The sequence below is a fragment of the Xanthomonas sp. WHRI 1810A genome (assembly GCF_040202885.1).
Classification (GTDB): Bacteria; Pseudomonadota; Gammaproteobacteria; order Pseudomonadales; family Pseudomonadaceae; genus Aquipseudomonas.
In genome coordinates this window covers 142,211-160,416 of record NZ_JBEGED010000011.1, presented here as the reverse complement: position 1 = coordinate 160,416, position 18,206 = coordinate 142,211, and the positions used below count along the sequence as shown (strand labels likewise).

General features: G+C 59.0%; 19 protein-coding genes. 8 read left to right on the top strand and 11 right to left on the bottom strand.

What is annotated here, in order from left to right:
- Positions 1-373 precede the first annotated feature (373 nt).
- Positions 374-1,024 (top strand): hypothetical protein, encoded by a 651-nt coding sequence (locus ABQX22_RS17355; protein WP_349801095.1) that lies wholly within the window; start codon positions 374-376, stop codon positions 1,022-1,024.
- A gap of 105 nt (positions 1,025-1,129) precedes the next feature.
- Here the strand turns inward: ABQX22_RS17355 and ABQX22_RS17350 are convergent, their stop codons facing one another.
- From ABQX22_RS17350 to ABQX22_RS17340, 3 genes are all read right to left on the bottom strand, one after another.
- Positions 1,130-2,671, bottom strand: coding sequence for a SulP family inorganic anion transporter (locus tag ABQX22_RS17350; RefSeq protein WP_349801094.1), 1,542 nt, complete (start codon positions 2,669-2,671; stop codon positions 1,130-1,132).
- A gap of 127 nt (positions 2,672-2,798) precedes the next feature.
- Complete coding sequence (locus ABQX22_RS17345) at positions 2,799-3,452, bottom strand: carbonic anhydrase (protein ID WP_349801153.1); 654 nt, start codon at positions 3,450-3,452, stop codon at positions 2,799-2,801.
- Positions 3,453-3,862: 410 nt separating this feature from the next.
- Positions 3,863-4,921 carry a PA0069 family radical SAM protein gene (locus ABQX22_RS17340; protein WP_349801093.1) on the bottom strand — a complete coding sequence of 353 codons (1,059 nt, stop codon included), beginning with the start codon at positions 4,919-4,921 and terminating at the stop codon, positions 3,863-3,865.
- Between the two features lie 274 nt (positions 4,922-5,195).
- Here ABQX22_RS17340 and ABQX22_RS17335 point away from each other — a divergent pair, with 274 nt between their 5' ends.
- The gene (locus ABQX22_RS17335; RefSeq protein ID WP_349801092.1) at positions 5,196-6,839 is read left to right on the top strand and encodes a hypothetical protein; all 1,644 of its coding nucleotides are present in this window, start codon (positions 5,196-5,198) and stop codon (positions 6,837-6,839) included.
- Between the two features lie 64 nt (positions 6,840-6,903).
- Here the strand turns inward: ABQX22_RS17335 and ABQX22_RS17330 are convergent, their stop codons facing one another.
- Both ABQX22_RS17330 and prlC read right to left on the bottom strand, forming a co-directional pair.
- Positions 6,904-7,191 carry a YheV family putative zinc ribbon protein gene (locus ABQX22_RS17330; protein WP_349801091.1) on the bottom strand — a complete coding sequence of 96 codons (288 nt, stop codon included), beginning with the start codon at positions 7,189-7,191 and terminating at the stop codon, positions 6,904-6,906.
- The gene (gene prlC, locus ABQX22_RS17325; protein ID WP_349801090.1) at positions 7,188-9,239 is read right to left on the bottom strand and encodes an oligopeptidase A; all 2,052 of its coding nucleotides are present in this window, start codon (positions 9,237-9,239) and stop codon (positions 7,188-7,190) included. The genes ABQX22_RS17330 and prlC overlap by 4 nt, the downstream gene beginning before the upstream one ends.
- A gap of 113 nt (positions 9,240-9,352) precedes the next feature.
- On the opposite strand from prlC, the gene ABQX22_RS17320 reads away from it, so the two are divergent.
- The gene (locus ABQX22_RS17320) at positions 9,353-9,901 is read left to right on the top strand and encodes a gamma carbonic anhydrase family protein (RefSeq protein WP_349801089.1); all 549 of its coding nucleotides are present in this window, start codon (positions 9,353-9,355) and stop codon (positions 9,899-9,901) included.
- A 150-nt stretch (positions 9,902-10,051) separates the two neighbouring features.
- Here the strand turns inward: ABQX22_RS17320 and ABQX22_RS17315 are convergent, their stop codons facing one another.
- The gene (locus tag ABQX22_RS17315) at positions 10,052-11,110 is read right to left on the bottom strand and encodes an aminopeptidase (protein ID WP_349801088.1); all 1,059 of its coding nucleotides are present in this window, start codon (positions 11,108-11,110) and stop codon (positions 10,052-10,054) included.
- A gap of 111 nt (positions 11,111-11,221) precedes the next feature.
- Here ABQX22_RS17315 and ABQX22_RS17310 point away from each other — a divergent pair, with 111 nt between their 5' ends.
- Positions 11,222-11,638, top strand: coding sequence for a PA0061/PA0062 family lipoprotein (locus ABQX22_RS17310; RefSeq protein ID WP_349801087.1), 417 nt, complete (start codon positions 11,222-11,224; stop codon positions 11,636-11,638).
- Positions 11,639-11,748: 110 nt separating this feature from the next.
- On the opposite strand, the gene ABQX22_RS17305 is transcribed toward ABQX22_RS17310, so the two are convergent.
- Together ABQX22_RS17305 and ABQX22_RS17300 are read right to left on the bottom strand one after the other, a co-directional pair.
- Entirely contained in the window at positions 11,749-11,982 is a 234-nt protein-coding gene (locus ABQX22_RS17305; protein WP_349801086.1) for a DUF1161 domain-containing protein, read from the bottom strand.
- A 138-nt stretch (positions 11,983-12,120) separates the two neighbouring features.
- Positions 12,121-12,552 carry an OsmC family protein gene (locus ABQX22_RS17300; protein ID WP_020291994.1) on the bottom strand — a complete coding sequence of 144 codons (432 nt, stop codon included), beginning with the start codon at positions 12,550-12,552 and terminating at the stop codon, positions 12,121-12,123.
- Positions 12,553-12,823: 271 nt separating this feature from the next.
- On the opposite strand from ABQX22_RS17300, the gene ABQX22_RS17295 reads away from it, so the two are divergent.
- Positions 12,824-13,825 carry an LLM class flavin-dependent oxidoreductase gene (locus ABQX22_RS17295; RefSeq protein WP_349801085.1) on the top strand — a complete coding sequence of 334 codons (1,002 nt, stop codon included), beginning with the start codon at positions 12,824-12,826 and terminating at the stop codon, positions 13,823-13,825.
- A 163-nt stretch (positions 13,826-13,988) separates the two neighbouring features.
- Here ABQX22_RS17295 and ABQX22_RS17290 read toward each other — a convergent pair whose 3' ends face one another.
- Positions 13,989-14,213: a DUF1161 domain-containing protein gene (locus tag ABQX22_RS17290; RefSeq protein WP_349801084.1), complete on the bottom strand. Its 225-nt coding sequence runs from the start codon at positions 14,211-14,213 to the stop codon at positions 13,989-13,991.
- Between the two features lie 148 nt (positions 14,214-14,361).
- Positions 14,362-14,574 carry a dodecin gene (locus ABQX22_RS17285; RefSeq protein ID WP_349801083.1) on the bottom strand — a complete coding sequence of 71 codons (213 nt, stop codon included), beginning with the start codon at positions 14,572-14,574 and terminating at the stop codon, positions 14,362-14,364.
- 178 nt (positions 14,575-14,752) lie between these two features.
- Here ABQX22_RS17285 and ABQX22_RS17280 point away from each other — a divergent pair, with 178 nt between their 5' ends.
- Entirely contained in the window at positions 14,753-15,079 is a 327-nt protein-coding gene (locus tag ABQX22_RS17280) for a DUF883 family protein (protein ID WP_349801082.1), read from the top strand.
- Here the strand turns inward: ABQX22_RS17280 and ABQX22_RS17275 are convergent, their stop codons facing one another.
- Entirely contained in the window at positions 15,080-15,979 is a 900-nt protein-coding gene (locus ABQX22_RS17275) for a LysR family transcriptional regulator (RefSeq protein WP_349801081.1), read from the bottom strand.
- Positions 15,980-16,098: 119 nt separating this feature from the next.
- Here ABQX22_RS17275 and trpB point away from each other — a divergent pair, with 119 nt between their 5' ends.
- Entirely contained in the window at positions 16,099-17,325 is a 1,227-nt protein-coding gene (gene trpB, locus ABQX22_RS17270) for a tryptophan synthase subunit beta (RefSeq protein WP_349801080.1), read from the top strand.
- Complete coding sequence (gene trpA, locus ABQX22_RS17265) at positions 17,325-18,137, top strand: tryptophan synthase subunit alpha (RefSeq protein ID WP_349801079.1); 813 nt, start codon at positions 17,325-17,327, stop codon at positions 18,135-18,137. Before trpB ends, trpA begins: the two co-directional genes overlap by 1 nt.
- Positions 18,138-18,206 lie beyond the last annotated feature (69 nt).

Below are 18,206 nucleotides of genomic sequence, written 5' to 3'. Positions count from 1 at the left end.
CGAGTTCCCCTTTTGTTCTTCTTATTGCCAGCAGTCGCTTGCGGGCCAGGGAGCGGTGGTCAAGACACTTACTTGAGGACCGGGGCCATGCCTGCACCAGGAATCCGATACATCAGGCAAAAAAATCTTACAGAAACGAGTATAGACACGGCCCAACGCTGCGCAACGCAGTGGAGAAACTGGCAAAGCGAGCTATACGCACGGGAGGTTCAGGCAGAAAAACGCCGGCGGTGGCTCTAAAACGGCGTTTTAATAGCCAATGCACATAACCGTTAAGCGGTTATGACAATTACGTCTTAGGGAGATTAATAAGCAAACTAACGTATGACTTCCCCTATCATTAACGCTTGGTTTATTGCCGTCAGGAGCCTTAATGAACACCTCCGCTTTGCGCGAGCAAATCAAACGAGCGCACGAACATGAGGCTGCCACCGGGCAGTTGTTACACCAGCTTGAGTTACAGCTTCCGCACCTGCACCCCGCCATTCATTTGCCTGAGGTGGATGCGCGCGGCGTATTGACCCGTTTCGTGACGGCCTATATCGATCAGGTGCCCGATTTGCTCGACGCCGCTCACGGGGTGGCGCAGGAAGCCGGCATCGAGGCGCAGATCAAGCCCGTGCTCAAGATCGCCGAGCACTTTTTCATCCAGCCGCCCGCGATCATGGACGGCCATGTCGGGCTGGACAGCCTGTTGGATGAGGCCTATCTGGCTCACCGTCTGGTCGAGGAAGTGAATGATCTGTACATCATGCATTTCGGCCAACCGCTGATCCCCGCCAACACCACCGTTGCCAGCGTGATTGCCCATCAGCTGATCGGTGAGGCGTTTGCCAATCAACTGGATGAAGCGGTCCATCACGCGGTAGACGAGTTGCTCGATGAAGACAGTTTCTCGCTAGAGTCGGTGGAGCAATACCGCGAGCGCCTGAGCAGCCCGGACACGGAAGCCGCCTGGAAGCGCTGGCCGAGCCTGTCCGGTGAACTGGGCGTGGGGCTTGAGATGGAAGGCCTGAAAGATTGAGTACGGCTGCAACACCTGTAGGAGCCAACGTGTTGGCGAAGCGGCGTCAGACCCACCACGTTCGCGAACAAGTTCGCTCCTACAGACGAATTCTTCCCTGGAAACTCAATGCAACGCCGGGCCGCCGACCGTGGTACGGATGCGGCCTTCCACCCGCCGCTTCAACAGCCGCTGCTCGACGATCAATCGCGAACCCTGGGTCGCATTGGCGCGGCCCCATTCTTCCAGCAGCTCCAGGCAGGAGTGGTCGATGTAGCTCACGTTGCTCAGTGGCACATGCAACGTGGTGCCCGGCGGAACAGCGGTCAACGCTTGCGTCAGCGCCGGCACCTTGAGGAAAGTCGCCGAGCCATTCAGACGCAACTCCATCTCACCTTCAGCCGGCAAATCCACCAGATTGATCTTGAGCCTCGATGCATTGAGCGCCAGCTTCACCAGTGTCAGGGCAAAACCCACCAGCACGCCGGTCAGCAGGTCTGTGAAGACGATGGCACCTGCCGTTGCGGCATAGATGAACATCGGCATCCGACCGTAACGACCCAACCCGCGCAAGGCCTTGAGGTCTACCAGCTTCACACCGGTGTAAACCAGCACGCCCGCCAGGCTCGCCACCGGAATGCTTTGCAGCACGCTCGACAGCAGCAGCACAAACGCCAGCAACCACAACCCGTGAAAGATCGCCGACAGTCGGGTCTTGGCGCCGGCCTGCACGTTGGCCGAGCTGCGCACAATGACGCCGGTCATCGGCAGAGCGCCCAACAACCCGCAGAGCATGTTGCCGACGCCTTGTGCGCTCAATTCCTTGTCGAAGTCCGAACGCTGTCCGTCGTGCATGCGGTCCACTGCGGCGGCCGAGAGCAAGGTTTCGGCACTGGCGATGAATGCCACCGCAATGGCGGCGATCAGGATGGCCGGATCCGCCAGGTTCATCAGGTCAGCAGGGCGCAGCCAGTCGATGGCTTCCGCCAGGTTGGCCGGTACTTCGACGCGCTTGACCTGCAGCGCCATGAACAGGCTCACCAGGGTCGCGATCCCGACACCCAGCAACGCGCCGGGGATAAAACGCAACGCATGGGGGCGGCGTTTTTCCCACAGCCACATGATTGCGATCGTACCCACACCCAGCAAACCGGCCTGCATGCTGGTGCCAGGTCCCACGGCGTTGAACAAGGTTTCAGGGAAGCCGATCAGGTTGTCGAGCCCGGAGGGTTTGGGCCCGCTGTCGAACATCACATGGACCTGCGACAGCACGATCAGCACACCAATCCCGGCCAGCATCCCGTACACCACCGCAGGCGCAGTGACGCGGAACCAGCAGCCCAGCTTGAAGCGCCCGGCCAGTATCTGCAGCAGGCCGGCCAGCAGCAGGATCGGCCCCAGCATTGCCATCCCGTGCTCGCGCACCACTTCGAATACCAGCACCGCCAATCCGGCGGCCGGTCCACTCACCTGCAGCGGCGAACCCGCCAGCCAACCGACGACCAGACCGCCAATGATGCCGGTGATCAGCCCTTTGGCCGGCGGCAGCCCGGATGCAATGGCGATCCCCATGCACAATGGCAGCGCAACGAGGAAAACCACGACCGAAGCCATCAGCTCCCGGGGTATTCCCTTGGATAACAGCGATTTCAGATTTGCAGTAGCCATGGCGGCTCTCCGGTAAATTCTTCAGACGTGACAACGCCCTGCGGCGCGTCAGAAACGCGGCCGCAAAGGGCTGAATGAGGATCGAACCGTCAGTGGCGAATCAGATCAACACGAGGTGCGGTGAGTGTCAGTAGCGACGTCTCGGGGTGGCCATCGGTGTGTGATCGCCGTCGAGGGACAGGAAGCAGTCCTGCTCGGCATCGTAGGCCCTGATTTCGCTGGACTCGATGTCGTAGACCCAGCCATGGATGAACAGCTGTCCGCTGGCCATCTTCGAAGCCACCGAAGGGTGTGTGCGCAAGTGCTGCAGCTGAGCGATGACGTTTTCTTCGGTCAGCACGTGCATCGTTTCTTTTTCACCGGTGCAGTTGCAGTTGTCTTCAACGACGGTGCGGGCAACCTCGGCATGACGCAGCCAGGCGGTGACCGTCGGCATTTTTTCGAGACTTTTGGGATTGAGTACGGCACGCATGGCGCCGCAGTCCGAGTGCCCGCAGATGATGATGTGATGCACGCCCAGGGCGAGCACTGCGTACTCGATGGCGGTGGAAACGCCGCCGTTCATGGGACCGTAAGGTGGCACCACGTTGCCGACGTTGCGGGTGACGAACAGGTCGCCGGGTGAGCTTTGGGTAATGAGTTCCGGTGAGATCCGGGAGTCGGCGCAGGTGATGAACATCGCCCGTGGCTGCTGGGCCGTCGCCAGTTTTTTGAAGAGTTCTTCCTGCTGAGGGAAGACTTCATGGCGGAAATGCTTGAAGCCCTCAACGATCTGGCGCAGCGCGACGTCGGCGGATTCCGCTGCGGGCAAGGCGTCTGCCGGCGCAACTGACGGCTGGTTATTCATGTCTGTCATGTCTCGTCCTCTCTGACGGATTGAAGAAGAAGGTCCGTAATGACGCAAGGATGACCCATGTTGTAGGGCGCAGCGCACGCATCACTGCGAGCGCGGCCGATTGGTTACTCGGGGTTACCTTAACGGCCCAAACTTAATTGAAACTGAATGCATCGCTCTAGCTCGGGGGTCCTGGTTAAGAAAACCTAACGTCCCAGGCCTACGCCGCCGTCTATATCCTGCACGTTGTGTAGGAGCTGACGAGCCGCCGAAGGCTGCGATGCAATATGCCTGACACAACGCAATCGCAGCCTTCGGCAGCTCGTCAGCTCCTACACAAGCAGCAAGCCATCCGCCTACAACAACGACATCTGACCACCGGGCGGGCAGAACGCTTCGCAGTCCAGCGCAAAGCTTTCCCGTCCGTTGAGGCCCAGCTTTCGCACCGCGATGCTGAAGCGCTGCGCCAGCAGGTCCGCGAAGACGCCCTCGCCACGCATGCGGCTCCCGAAACGGCTGTCATACACCTCGCCGCCACGGGACTGTCGTACCAGGCTCATCACATGCTCAGCCCTCTGCGGATAATGCGCCTGCAGCCACTCCTCGAAAAGCGGCGCGACCTCCAACGGTAGGCGCAGCATCACGTAGCTGGCAGCCAAGGCGCCGGCGGCCTTGGCCTCGGCCATCAGGGTTTCCAGCTCCATGTCGTTGATCATCGGAATCATCGGCGCCAGCAGCACGCCCACTGGAATCCCCGCGTCGCGCATGACCCTGATCGCCCGCAACCTGGCTTTCGGCGCGGCAGCACGAGGCTCAAGAATGCGTTTGAGCTCGTCGTCCATCGACGTCAGGCTGATGAACACCGACACCAGACGATGCCTGGCCAGTTCGGCCAGCAGATCCAGATCGCGCAGAATCAACGACCCCTTGGTGATGATGGTCACCGGGTGGCGATAGCGCAGCAACACTTCCAGCGTCGCGCGGGTGATCTTGTATTCACGCTCGATGGGTTGGTACGGATCGGTATTGGCGCCCAGCGTGATCGGCGCGACGCTGTACCCAGGCTTGGACAACTGCTGTTCGAGCAGCGCTGCTGCGTTGGTCTTGGCGATCAGCTTGGTCTCGAAATCCAGCCCGGGGGACATGTCCCAATAGGCATGACTGGGGCGTGCATAGCAATAAATGCAGCCATGCTCGCAACCGCGATAAGGGTTGATCGACCGATCAAACGGAATGTCCGGGGACGAGTTGCGCGAGATGATGCTTTTCGCGGTTTCAAGCGTGACCTGCGTGCCTTGCGTCACGGGGACTTCCTGATACCAGCCATCATCCTCGGCCACCGAGCGGTTCGGGGCGAAGCGATTGTGCGGGTTGGTGGCCGTGCCTCGGCCGCGAGGGGGGAGTGGGGCAGACATGAGGGCGTCCCGATAACTGTGTATCCATACAGTACACGGGCAGGCGCGGTTGTTCTATTGGATCAACGTAAAACGGTCCTTGCGCTGATCGACGGTGGGTATTTGAGCCCTCATCCATCATCGACACACGCAATTTGCAACACACAAAACCGCGCGATAACTTGCAGTTATAAAGGCACGGTTTATTACTGGTTGCGAGGTTGCTAATGAGTAGCCGCCTTTAAACCATTGATCACATGAGTGATCAGGACACGCTTCGAAAAGGATTTCGAAAATGATTAACCGCGCCACAACTACCGCTGCGCTAGCCTCCGTGCTGGCGCTTCTTGCACTACCCGCTACAGCCGTCCCGATAGACTCCCGAGACAAGCCCTTCAACGAATATTCATGGGTCACGACCCACAATTCTTACGAGAAGATCAACCAGAATCTAAAAGAGATGCCGGCACAACTGAGAGAAGGCGTCCGAGGCTTCATGCTTGACCTTTATCTCAATAAAGATGACGTGCGTCCCGAGCAGCGGGTCCGGGTCTGTCACAAGCAGATTGCTTGTTACGGTCCGTTTTCCGCCCAACTGAAAAATGAGTTTTTACCTTTCTTGAAAGCCAATCCAGCAGAAGTTGTAACGCTGTTCCTGGAAACCTACGTAGAGCGCGAGCATCTGCAGGAGATCTTTAATACGCTGCCCGAGCTGGCCGATGTCTCGTTCAACCCGGCGAACTTTACCGGTGCGCAATGGCCGACATTGCGTCAAATGGCGGCCAAGAATAACCGCTTGATCATGATGACGGACAAACGTCAGATTGCGGGTGACTACTGGGTTAACGGTAAGGCTATCACTGTGCTGTTTGACCAGGATTGGATTGTGCAAAACCATTGGGACACGCTTGGCAACTTCGCTAGCAATATTGAACGTGCACATGGCTGGTCATGCCCGACGCGCTGGGGCAACCGGCCTTTGAATTCGCCAAAGATTGCCTCCAGCACCGGTAAACAGTGGACGCCGCTTTTTCTGATGAATCAGTTCCATCCGGCCACTTCGACGACCTTTGATTCCGCCGCTTACGACAACAACCTGACGTACCTGACCCGACGCGTTGGCAACTGCGGGGTTACGCCCAACTTCGTCGGTGTTAACAACTACGCCAGCGGCGAAGTTGATCGCTACACCAACGCCCTGAATAACGGCGGGATTTATTTCTATGAAGACCTGAATGCCAATAAGGCGCAGGACGCCGTCTGCGTGATCCCGACAAAACAAGGCAACGTCAATCTTAAGGCCAACGGCTGTGAAAACGACGAAGCCAAATCACTGACCCTATCGGGCGTATCGAAAGGTACGCGGATCACGTTGTTCGACAGCGCCAGCGGCAGCACGCAGGACGACCATCTGATCATCGACGTGAAGCGCGACATTGGCATCAGGGAGCGAGTGCTGCTGCCGAACTTCCAGGCCAATTACAACAACAACGACTTTAAAGCGGTCTATCTGCGTAATAACGGGCTGAACGGCAAACTGTCGCGAATCACCCTCGGCAAGACGCCAACCGACTTTTCCGATGCCTCCATCGCCTTTTATGAGGGCACCCAGGCCAGTCAGAATCTGGAATGTGTCGTCCCGTTCTCCAGCGGCTATACCCTCAAGATGCAAAATAACAATTACGGCTGCGCGAACGACGAAATCCAGTCGGCGAAAATCGTGAAGGCCAAAGCCGGCACTTCTTTCACCCTGACAGGCCATCCAGGCGGGGACTTCAAGGAAGGACGGACCAACGTGAAAATCCTGCGGGACATTACTTCGCCGATCATCATTCCGAGCTTTAACAGCAGCTATTCCAACGCTGATGTAAGTGTCACCAATTACACCAAGGGCGTTAACGGCAAGATTTCGTTTGGCTACATCAACGGCGCCAAATAACCAAACGCCGGACCAAAAAAGGGATACCCGCCGGTATCCCTTTTTGTGCAACGGTCACATCAGATCAGCTGGGATCAACCGGCTTTTTCAGCTTCGGGTTCGGGAAAAACTGCACACCCTGTACCTTCGGATCAGCCGGTTTGACGGTCACTTTGTTGACCCGCGTACCCAACTCTTTCGGCACTGACTGGCCTTGGTCATTGAGCGTGTCCGAGTAACCGCAATGGACACACTCGCGATGGGGGACGTCATTCTCGTTCCACATCATCAGCTTGTCAGGCTCGCTGCACGCCGGGCAGACCGCCCCGGCGATGAAGCGCCGTTTGGTGATTACCGGGGGCGTCTCGGTCATGCTGCGGCGTCCTCGCTCAAACCCGAGTGACGCAGCAGCGCGTCAATCGATGGCTCACGTCCGCGGAAGTCGACAAACAGCACCATCGGCGCTTGCGAACCGCCACGGGCCAGGATCGCCTCGCGGAACGCTCGACCGGTCTGCTCGTTGAGCACGCCGTCTTCTTCGAACTTCGAGAACGCATCGGCCGACAGCACTTCAGCCCACTTGTAGCTGTAGTAACCCGCCGCGTATCCGCCGGCAAAGATGTGCGCGAAGCTGTTCGGGAAGCGGTTGTACGCCGGCGGACGCATGACGGACACCTCGTCGCGCACGCCTTCAAGCACTTCCAGCGTGGTGCGCCCGTCGCCATGGGTGGCGTGCAGCTCGAAGTCGAACAGCGAAAATTCGATCTGACGAATCATCATCAGGCCGGACTGGAAGTTCTTCGCCGCCAGCATTTTCTCCAGCAGATCCTGAGGCAGCGGCTCGCCGCTCTCGTAGTGACCCGAAATCAGCGCCAGGCCTTCAGGCTCCCAGCACCAGTTTTCCATGAACTGGCTTGGCAGCTCGACGGCATCCCACGCCACGCCGTTGATGCCTGAAGCACCCGCGTGTTCGACGCGGGTCAACAGGTGGTGCAGGCCGTGACCGAACTCGTGGAACAGGGTGGTGACTTCGTCGTGAGTCAGCAGCGCCGGTTTGCCGCTGTCGGCTGGTGTGAAGTTACACACCAGGTTCGCCACCGGGCTTTGCAGCGTGCCACCCAGGGTGCGACGGCGATCACGCGCGCCGTCCATCCATGCGCCGCCGCGCTTGTTTGCCCGGGCGTAAAGGTCAAAGAAGAAGCGACCGACGTGCTGGCCGTTTTCCTTGATTTCGAACAGACGAACGTCCGGATGCCAAGTGTCGAAGCCTTTCTGCTCGGCGATCTCGATGCCGTACAGTTTTTGCACAATGGCAAACAGCCCGCCAAGAACCTTGTCGATGGGGAAGTAGGCGCGCAGGGTTTCCTGAGAGACGCTGTAGCGTTGCTCGCGCAGCTTCTCGCCGTAGAACCCGCTGTCCCAGCTTTGCAGGTCCGGGCAGCCTTGTTCGGCGGCGTACGCCTTTAGTTGCTCCAGATCCTGAACCGCAAACGGTTTGCTGCGCTGGGCCAGGTCGCGCAGGAACGTGAGCACCTGATCGCTGGATTCCGCCATTTTGGTCGCCAGGCTCAGCTCGGAGAAACTGGCAAAGCCCAACAGCTGAGCGAGTTCCTGACGCAGGTCGAGGATCTGTTCCATCACCGGGGTGTTGTCATTTTTGCCTGCGTTCGGGCCTTGGTCCGACGCCCGGGTGGCGTAGGCCGCGTAGATTTCTTCGCGCAGTGCCCGGTCTTCGGCGTAGGTCATCACTGCGTAATAGCTCGGGAATTCCAGGGTGATCAAGTAACCGTCCAGGTCTCGGGCCTTGGCCGCTGCCGCCATTTGCGCCTTGGCCGAATCAGTCAGGCCGGCGAGGGCGGCTTCATCCGTGACGTGCTTGGTCCAGGCTTGGGTCGCGTCGAGCAGTTGGTTGGAGAACTGGCTGCCCAGCTCCGACAGTTTGCTCTGCACTTCGGCGTAACGCTTCTGCTGCTCAGGTGGCAGGTCGATGCCGGACAAACGGAAATCGCGCAGGGAGTGTTCAAGAATGGTTTTCTGCGCGACGTCAAAGTTCGCGGCTTCCGGGCTGTTGGCCAGCGCTTCGAAGGCCTGGAACAGCTCTCGGTTCTGACCCATCTCGGTGGAATAGGCGCTCAATGCGGGCAGGCACGATTCATACGCTTCACGCAGCTCGGCGCTGTTGCACACGGCGTTGAGATGGCTTACCGGGCTCCAGGCGGCGCCGAGGCGGTCGTTGAGTTCGTCCATCGCCAGCACCAGGCCGGCCCAGGTAGGCTGCGTGCCTTGCTTGACGAGCATCTCGGCAATGGCTGCGCGGTTGTCGGCAAGGATCTGGTCAATGGCGGGTTTTACGTGCTCGGCGCGGATCGCAGAGAAAGGTGGCAGGTCGTAGGATTGCAAAAGAGGGTTGTTCGCGCTCACGGTTTGGCACCTTGGCAGAAAGAAACACCCACGCATCTTAATTACAATCGGCGCTGACCGCAGCTATCTCGCTACGATGTCTGCACTATCAGCCTCACAGAAGGAATCTATAAGTGGCCATCCGCACGTTCCAGAATCACACGCCGGCGCTGGGCGAGAAGGCGTTCGTCGACCCTTCGGCAATCGTCATCGGTGACGTCGAGATCGGCGCTGACAGCTCTGTCTGGCCGCTGACCGTGATACGCGGCGACATGCACCGCATCCGTATCGGCGCGCGCACCAGCGTTCAGGATGGCAGCGTGCTGCACATCACCCACGCCGGCCCGTTCAACCCTGATGGCTTTCCCTGCCTGATCGGAGATGAAGTGACCATCGGTCATAAAGTGATGCTGCATGGCTGCACCGTTGGCAATCGCATCCTGATCGGCATGGGCAGCACGATCATGGACGGCGCAGTGGTCGAAGACGAAGTCATCATCGGCGCCGGCAGCCTGGTGCCACCGGGTAAACGCCTGGAAAGCGGGTTTCTGTACGTCGGACGTCCGGTCAAACAGGTGCGGCCGCTGACCGAGAAAGAAATCGCCTTTTTCCCCTACAGCGCCGGCAATTACGTGAAGCTTAAGGATCAGTATCTGGCCGAAGGCTTTGATCAGCCCAGATGAAAAAAGCCCCTTCTCCTCTGTAGGAGCGAATTCATTCGCGAAGCAATAGCCAGGCAGCGCAGGTATGTTGGTTGTACTGGCCTCTCGCGAATGAATTCGCTCCTACAGGTTATCTACCGTTGCCATTCGCCGGCCACACCCTGTTAATCCTCATGCCTCTTTCATCAACCCTTGCAACGCCGCCTTGCGCTCATCCTTCGGCAGGCCACCCAGCTTTTCGACCGCCTGATAAAAGGCCACCCAATCCCCATTCACCCGTTTGAACAGCGCAGCAAACGCCGGGACCCATTGATCGTACAAACCAAAGGGGAGCAAGCGTGCGTTGTTCATCGGCGCGTTGATCCAGGCGTCATAACGCTTGTCGCCGGCCCACTGGGTGTCACGCATCTGCCGGTAATCCAGCCGCAAGCGCTCGAACTCTGCCGCTTTGCGTTCGCGCATGGCGTCGTCCGACAGCGGTTGTGCGTACAGCTGCCTCAAGCGCTCTCGCGTATCGAGCACCAGCTGCGTGAATTGATCGCGGCGCCCGGTTTCGGATGACACCTCCGGCGGCAAGCCTCTCGCCGCCCGCCACTGGCGGGTGCCTTCCTGCTCGACGAAGCTGGCGTAGGACTCGTTGAATTCGCTGTCGTCTTTCACGTAGAACCGCTGATGGGCCAGTTCGTGAAAAATCAGCGTCGTCAGCCGCTCAGTGCCCCACTTCATCATCGAACTCATGATCGGGTCGTCGAACCAGCCCAGCGTCGAATACGCCTCGACGCCGCTGACGTAGACGTCGTGGCCATCGAGCTTCTGCAGCGCGGCTTCGCCCCGGGCCGCGCCCTGATCGTAGTAGCCGCGATAGGCCACGCACCCGGCGATGGGGAAACAATGGGTGACCGGGTCCAGGGAAAACTCTGCGGTGGCGAACACGTTCCAGACCACATATGGCCGGCCGATGTCGGCGTACAACCGATAGCTATGGTTGTCAGGCAAATGCAGGTGTTCGCTGGCAAACGCCCGTGCTTGCTGTGCATGCGCCAGCCGCTCGCGCAGTTCCGGATCGCGACTCGGGTCGGCAATGACATCGGCCACAGGTTCACGCGCTTTGAGCAATTGCAGCTGGCCGGTCGCTAACTGGCGGTAATACGAAACGCTGGAACAACCGCCGAGCAGCAACAACACCACCGACAAGCAGCATCGCCGGAGGGAAAGATTGAAGAAAGTCATGCAGCGGCCTTAAAGTCGAAAGCGTCAGGGTCTCAAGGCGCAGTGTTATGCCGCACGGTCGGACCTCAACGCAACTATCATCTGCGCGTCTTCATTCCCCCGGAGCCTGTCATGCGCCTGCCCCTGCTTCTTGCTGCCCTGAGTGTGCTTGCCGGTTGCGCCGGCCCGTTGCCTGCCGTTGATCCGCAAATGGCGTGGGTCGACATGCACACCTTCACCGGCAAGCTGGTCATGGCCGACAAGCTCGATGGCAAACGCACGGAGGACGGCCGCTATTATCAGGTCACGCCGGGCAAACATGAGCTCGAAGTGCGTTACGACTACGAATACGCGGCAGGCGGGCTGGGTCTCTCCATGGATCTGTACAACGAGATCACCTGCTACGTCACCGTCAGCTACGACACATTCGAAGCCGGCCATCGCTATCGTCTGGAAGTGCGGGACATCGCCAACAGCATCGACGCGCAGCTCAAGGATGAACAGCGCACAGTGCTGGCAGAGGAAAGTAACGTGTTTTGTTTGCCCTGAACCCACAGGGAAACTGTAGGAGCCAACTAGTTGGCGAAGTGGCTAACGCGGTGTGTCAGTGAAGATGTCTCTCGAACAAGTTCGCTCCTACAGGGGGGCGTTTTGCTCAATCAGCGATCATTATTTTGATAAATGATCTTCTTTGTGCCGTTTTCGCACGTACCGACGACCATGTTCTGATCCTGCACCTCGTCATTTCGTACGATCTCCAGGGTGTAAGAGCTGACGTTCTGTGCCTGAATCTTGGCTTCGATTTCAGTCTTCAGTTCTTCACAGGGCTTGGGCGCAGCGAATGCACTGCTGGACAGGGCTGTAGCGATAACGGCTAGCGCAATGCGGTTCATGCTCGACTCCTTCGACGCCGCGCGATCGGCGGCAAACATACGACAACCCGCGTCCGGGCCAGTTCTCGGTGCCCTGAAACGACAACGACCCGCCCGGCGTGGAGGCCGGGCGGGTCGCTGCTGCAGCGCGATCAGTGATTAGCTGACCAACGTTGCGTCCAGAGTGATTTTTGCGTTCAGCACTTTGGACACCGGGCAGCCTTCTTTGGCCATGGCGGTCAGCTTGTCGAACTGCTCTTGAGTCGCGCCAGGGACCTTGGCTTTCAGGGTCAGGTGCACAGCGGTGATGGCGAAGCCGCCTTCAACCTGATCAAGTGTCACGTCGGCGGTAGTGTCGATGCTCTCTGCGGTGAGGTTTTCGCCGCCGAGGATCATGGACAATGCCATGGAGAAACAGCCTGCATGGGCCGCGCCGATCAGTTCTTCAGGGTTGGTTCCCTTGCCGCCTTCGAAGCGAGCCTTGAAGCCATACGGTGCTTCGCGCAGGACGCCGGTTTCAGTAGAGATGCTGCCGATACCGGTTTTCAGGTCACCTTCCCAGTGGGCGGATGCTTTCTTGACGATGCTCATAATGTCTCCTGATGAGGGGCGTGCGATGGATCGCACAGGAACAAGGAATCTGAGGATAGACCGTCCGGCAAAGTTCAACGGACACGCACAATCGTTTTTTACAGCCGAACAATTCCGACAAAAATAGTAGGAAATTTCAATTTCCCCATTGAATCCTCGCCACTTGCCCTTATTCTATTACCTTAACGCAAATATTTAGGCTTAAGGCCGGCGTTGTCTGCGCTCCTGCCCGTATTCAGAGCCCAGCCGCCCAAGAGGATACAAGCGACCCATGAAACGATTAGCCGATGTGAAGATTTCCACCCTCGACCTGGTGCCGGTTCGCGAGGACAAGGGGCCAGCGGACTCGCTGCATAAATCCCTGGATTTGGCACAGCACGTTGAAAAATGGGGCTACAACCGGTTCTGGGTTGCTGAACACCACAACATGGACGGCATCGCCAGCTCGGCGACGTCGGTATTGCTGGCGTACCTGGCGGGCGGCACGTCGACCATCCGCGTCGGCTCCGGCGGCGTGATGCTGCCCAATCACGCGCCGCTGGTGATTGCCGAGCAGTTCGGCACGCTGGCCAGTCTGTTTCCCGGCCGTATCGACCTGGGTCTGGGCCGTGCGCCGGGCTCGGATCAAATGACGGCCCGCGCACTGCGTCGTGAACGGTCCGGCAGTGCTGACGACTTTCCTGATGACGTGGCCGAGCTGATGGCTTACCTCGGCCCGCGCCAACCGCATCAGCGCGTGGTGGCGGTGCCGGGCACCAATACCAATGTGCCGGTGTGGCTGCTGGGTTCAAGCCTGTTCAGTGCGCAATTGGCAGGCGAGCGGGGCTTGCCGTACGCCTTCGCGTCGCACTTTGCGCCACGGTTCATGCATGAGGCGATTCGCGTCTACCGCAGCCATTTCAAGCCGTCCGCCACGCTGGACAAGCCTTACGTCATGCTCGGTGTGCCGTTGTCTGCCGCCGACACTGACGATCGCGCCAATTACCTGGTGACCTCGGTGTACCAGCGAATTCTGGCGTTGATGCGCGGCCAGACGCTGATGCAGCGCCCACCGGTCGAGTCCATGAACGGGCTGTGGCTGCCCCATGAGCGTGAAGCGGTGATGGACTTCCTGGGTCTGGCGATGGTCGGCGGCCCGGAGAAAATTCGCGCCAAACTCGACGTATTGCTGGAACAGACCGATGCCGATGAGCTGATCTTCACCTGTGACATGTACGAGCATGAAGACCGGCTGCGTTCGTACGAGATCCTGGCGCAAGCGGCGAAGGGCTGATCACCGGGCCGTGTAGGAGTTGACGAGCCACGCGAGGCTGCGATGCGGTACGCCTGACACACCGCACTCGCAGCCTCCCTCAGGGTCGTCAGCGCCTACCGAATAACGCGCTCATAAAAAAACCGACGCAAATGCGTCGGTTTTTTATTGCCCTGGCCAGCAATCAGCCGCGCTTGTACACGATTTCCTTGGAGCCGCCTTCGCAGGTGCCGACGACTTTGCCGTCAGCTGCCGCGCCTTTGTCGACGGCTTCCAAGGTGTACGAGGTGGCGCCGTTTGCTTTGATCTTTGCGTCGATCTCGGCTTTCACGTCGTCGCAGGACTTGCCGGCCGCCATGGTGGTGCCAGCAATAGTCAACAAACCAACCGCCAACAGTAACTTCTTCATCGGTCACACTCCTCGTCAGGCTCTATGTCAGGCGAAAAAGGCCGCCTGAGAAGAAGCGGCCCCAATACGTTGCACACGCCTCGATTTAACGATCAGTGAGCTCGGTAGCGAAGGTTGTGGCAATCGGCCAGCTCAAAAGTTCAGCCGATCAGCTCTTGTCGATGCGAAAGCCGACTTTGATCGTGACCTGAAAGTGAGCCACTTTGTTGTCCTCAATATGGCCACGGGTTTCCAGCACTTCGAACCACTCCATAAACCGAACGCTTTTGCCGGCTTCGGCGAGTGCATTGTTGATGGCGTCTTCGACGGTGGAGGTCGACGAGCCAACCAGTTCGAGCATCTTGTAGGTGTGTTCAGACATGGCAGTTCTCCTGAAGGGGTATCGATGGAATCTGGCAGCGAAATCGCTTACCTATGTCTGTGGCGAAAACCGGGCGAAAAGTTCAGAAGAAACGGTACTTTGAACTCGCACTGCACTTTCTGAAAACCCTGTAGTCCCAAACAACACACGCCACTCATCACAGCAGGAGAGTCATATCATGGCATTCACGTCATCCCGTAAAGCGTCACTGCAAAGCATGGAAGCCGAGATCGAAAGTCTGCTCAAGTCTCTGGAGAGCTTGAAGTCTGACGCCTCGGACGAGTCGCGCAAAACCCTGAAAACACTGAAAGCCAACGCTGAAAGCGCGCTGAGCCATTCACGCAGCCTGCTGAGCGATGTCTACGAAGACGTCAAAGTTAAAACCCGCGAAACCAGCGTCGCCACTCGTGACTACGCACAAGAACACCCATGGACTACAGCCGGTGTGGCTGTCGGTGCAGTTGGCCTGCTCGCAGCGTACCTGCTGTGCAAGCGCGGCAACTGATTACACCCGATCTGAACGTTCCAGTTCGCTTTTGAGCCACTGCGCCAACTGTTGAGCTCGCCCGTCTGCGGCACGTTTGGGTACCCACAACGCCAGTTGCGCCGGGGTTTGCGTAAAACCCCATGGCGCAGCCAGGCGTCCCGCCTTCAAGTCATCGGCTACCAGCGGTTCAGGGGCGATGGCAATGCCCAATCCCGCCGACGCTGCTTCCAGCAAATAGTACAAATGTTCGAAGTCCTGCCCGTACTTCAGGCGCTCGGGATCGATTCCATTGTGCTGCGCCCAGCTGGGCCAGGCTTGAGGACGTGACGTTGTCTGCAACAGCAACTCGTCGATGAGCGAATCCGCCGGGGCGATCTTCAAGGCCTCAAACCGTTCGAAGCGTGGGCTGATCACAGGGCCTATACGCTCGCTGGCCAGTTCAAACACCTGCATATCGGCAGGCCAGGGTGGCTCGGCGAAGATCAGCAACGCATCAAGGCCAGGGCGACGGGGATCGAGATCACCTTCTCCGGCGGAAAGGTGCAGACGCAAGTCAGGCAAATCGGCATTCAGCCGCCCCAGTCGCGGAATAAACCACCGCGCCAGCAGGCTCCCGGAACAGCCCAGGACAAACGGCGCATCGGCGCTGCCTTTGCTCAACTCGGCGCACACACTGCGCAATCGGTCGAACGCCTCGCCACTGGCATCACGCAGTCGAACGCCTGCATCTGTGAGTTTCAAGCCGCGCCCGTCCTTGCTGAAGAGGCTCAGGCCAAGGTGTTCTTCGAGTATTTTCAGCTGACGACTGACAGCCCCGTGTGTGACGTGCAGTTGTTCCGCAGCCTGACTGACGCTGTTCAGGCGGGCAGTGGCTTCGAAGGCACGCAAGGCGTTAAGCGGTGGAAGGTCGCGGCTCATGGTATCTGTGAGTTTTCCTGACAGGTTGCGGCAATCTTATCGGTTTTCATTGGCCGTGGCGCTGGTTAAAGTGTGATCACTGCCTGACGGCAACACTCATTCGTTACCCCGGAGGTTCCATGAGCCAGACCCAATCCCAATTTCGTAACGGCCCTGACGCCAAGGGCATGTTCGGTTCGTTTGGCGGTCGCTACGTCGCTGAAACGCTGATGCCGCTGATCCTGGACCTGAACCGTGAGTACGAAGCGGCGAAGATCGATCCTTCGTTTCAAAAGGACCTGGCCTACTTTCAGCGCGATTATGTCGGTCGTCCAAGCCCGTTGTATTACGCCGAGCGTCTGACCGAGCACTGCGGCGGCGCCAAGATTTACCTCAAGCGCGAAGAGCTTAATCACACCGGCGCGCACAAGATCAACAACTGCATCGGCCAGATCCTGCTGGCGCGGCGCATGGGCAAAAAACGCATCATCGCCGAAACCGGCGCAGGCATGCACGGCGTGGCAACGGCCACCGTGGCTGCGCGTTTTGGCCTGCAATGCGTGATCTACATGGGCACCACTGACATCGAGCGTCAGCAGGCGAACGTGTTCCGCATGAAGCTGCTGGGCGCCGAAATCATCCCTGTGGTGTCGGGCACCGGCACCCTGAAGGATGCGATGAACGAGGCGCTGCGTGACTGGGTGACTAACGTTGACAGCACGTTCTACCTGATCGGCACCGTGGCCGGCCCACACCCTTACCCGGCGATGGTGCGTGACTTCCAGTCGGTGATCGGCAAGGAAACCCGCGACCAGATGCTCGCCCAGGAAGGCCGTCTGCCCGATTCTCTGGTGGCCTGCATCGGTGGCGGCTCCAACGCCATGGGCCTGTTCCACCCGTTCCTGGATGATACCTCCGTCGACATCATTGGCGTCGAAGCGGCCGGTCACGGCATCGAGAGCGGCATGCACGCTGCCAGCCTGAACGGGGGCGTTCCCGGCGTACTGCACGGTAACCGCACCTTCCTGCTGCAGAACGACGACGGTCAGATCAATGACGCGCACTCGATTTCTGCTGGTCTGGATTACCCGGGCATCGGCCCTGAACACGCCTGGTTGCATGATATCGGTCGCGTTCAATACACCTCGGTCACCGATAACGAGGCCTTGGCTGCCTTCCATCAGTGCTGCCTGCTGGAAGGCATCATTCCCGCGCTGGAAACAGCCCACGCTTTGGCTGAAGTCTTCAAGCGCGCGCCGAAGCTGCCTAAAGACCACTTGATGGTGATCAACCTCTCGGGCCGTGGCGACAAAGACATGCAAACCGTGATGCACCACCTGGATCTGTCCAAGCAGGAGAAACACTGATGAGCCGCCTGCAAACGCGTTTTGCCGAACTCAAGGAACAGAATCGTGCCGCGCTGGTGACCTTCATCACCGGCGGCGACCCTGACTACGCCACCTCCCTGGCGATTCTCAAGGGGTTGCCCAAGCACGGCGCTGACGTGATCGAGCTCGGCATGCCGTTCACCGATCCGATGGCGGACGGTCCGGCCATCCAGCTGGCCAACATCCGGGCACTGGGTGCCAAGCAGAACCTTGCCAAAACCCTGCAGATGGTCAGCGAATTCCGTGCCGAAGACAGAACCACACCGCTGGTGCTGATGGGTTACTACAACCCGATTCACGCCTATGGGATTGATCGCTTCATCGCGGATGCCAGTGAAGCAGGCGTCGATGGCCTGATCGTGGTCGACCTGCCGGCCGAGCATAACGAAGAGCTGTGTGACCCGGCTCAGGCTGCGGGCCTGGACTTCATCCGCCTGACCACGCCGACCACCGACGATGCGCGGTTACCCACTGTCCTCAACGGCAGCTCGGGCTTTGTCTATTACGTCTCCGTTGCCGGCGTCACCGGCGCAGGCGCCGCGACCACCGAGCACGTCAAAGAGGCCATCGAGCGGTTGCGTCGCCACACTGATCTGCCGATCAGCGTCGGTTTCGGTATTCGTACACCGGAGCAGGCTGCAGCGATTGCCCGCCTGGCGGATGGCGTTGTCGTCGGCTCTGCGTTGATCGATCACATCGCCAACGCGAAGTCTTCCGACGAAGCCGTCACCCGCGTACTGACGCTGTGCTCGGCATTGTCCGAGGGCGTGCGCAACGCTCGAATGAACTGAAGGTAAAGTTTCTGATACAGAGGAATTAGAGCCTCGGTATCGAGACTAATGGAGTACAGCAAAGGGGTT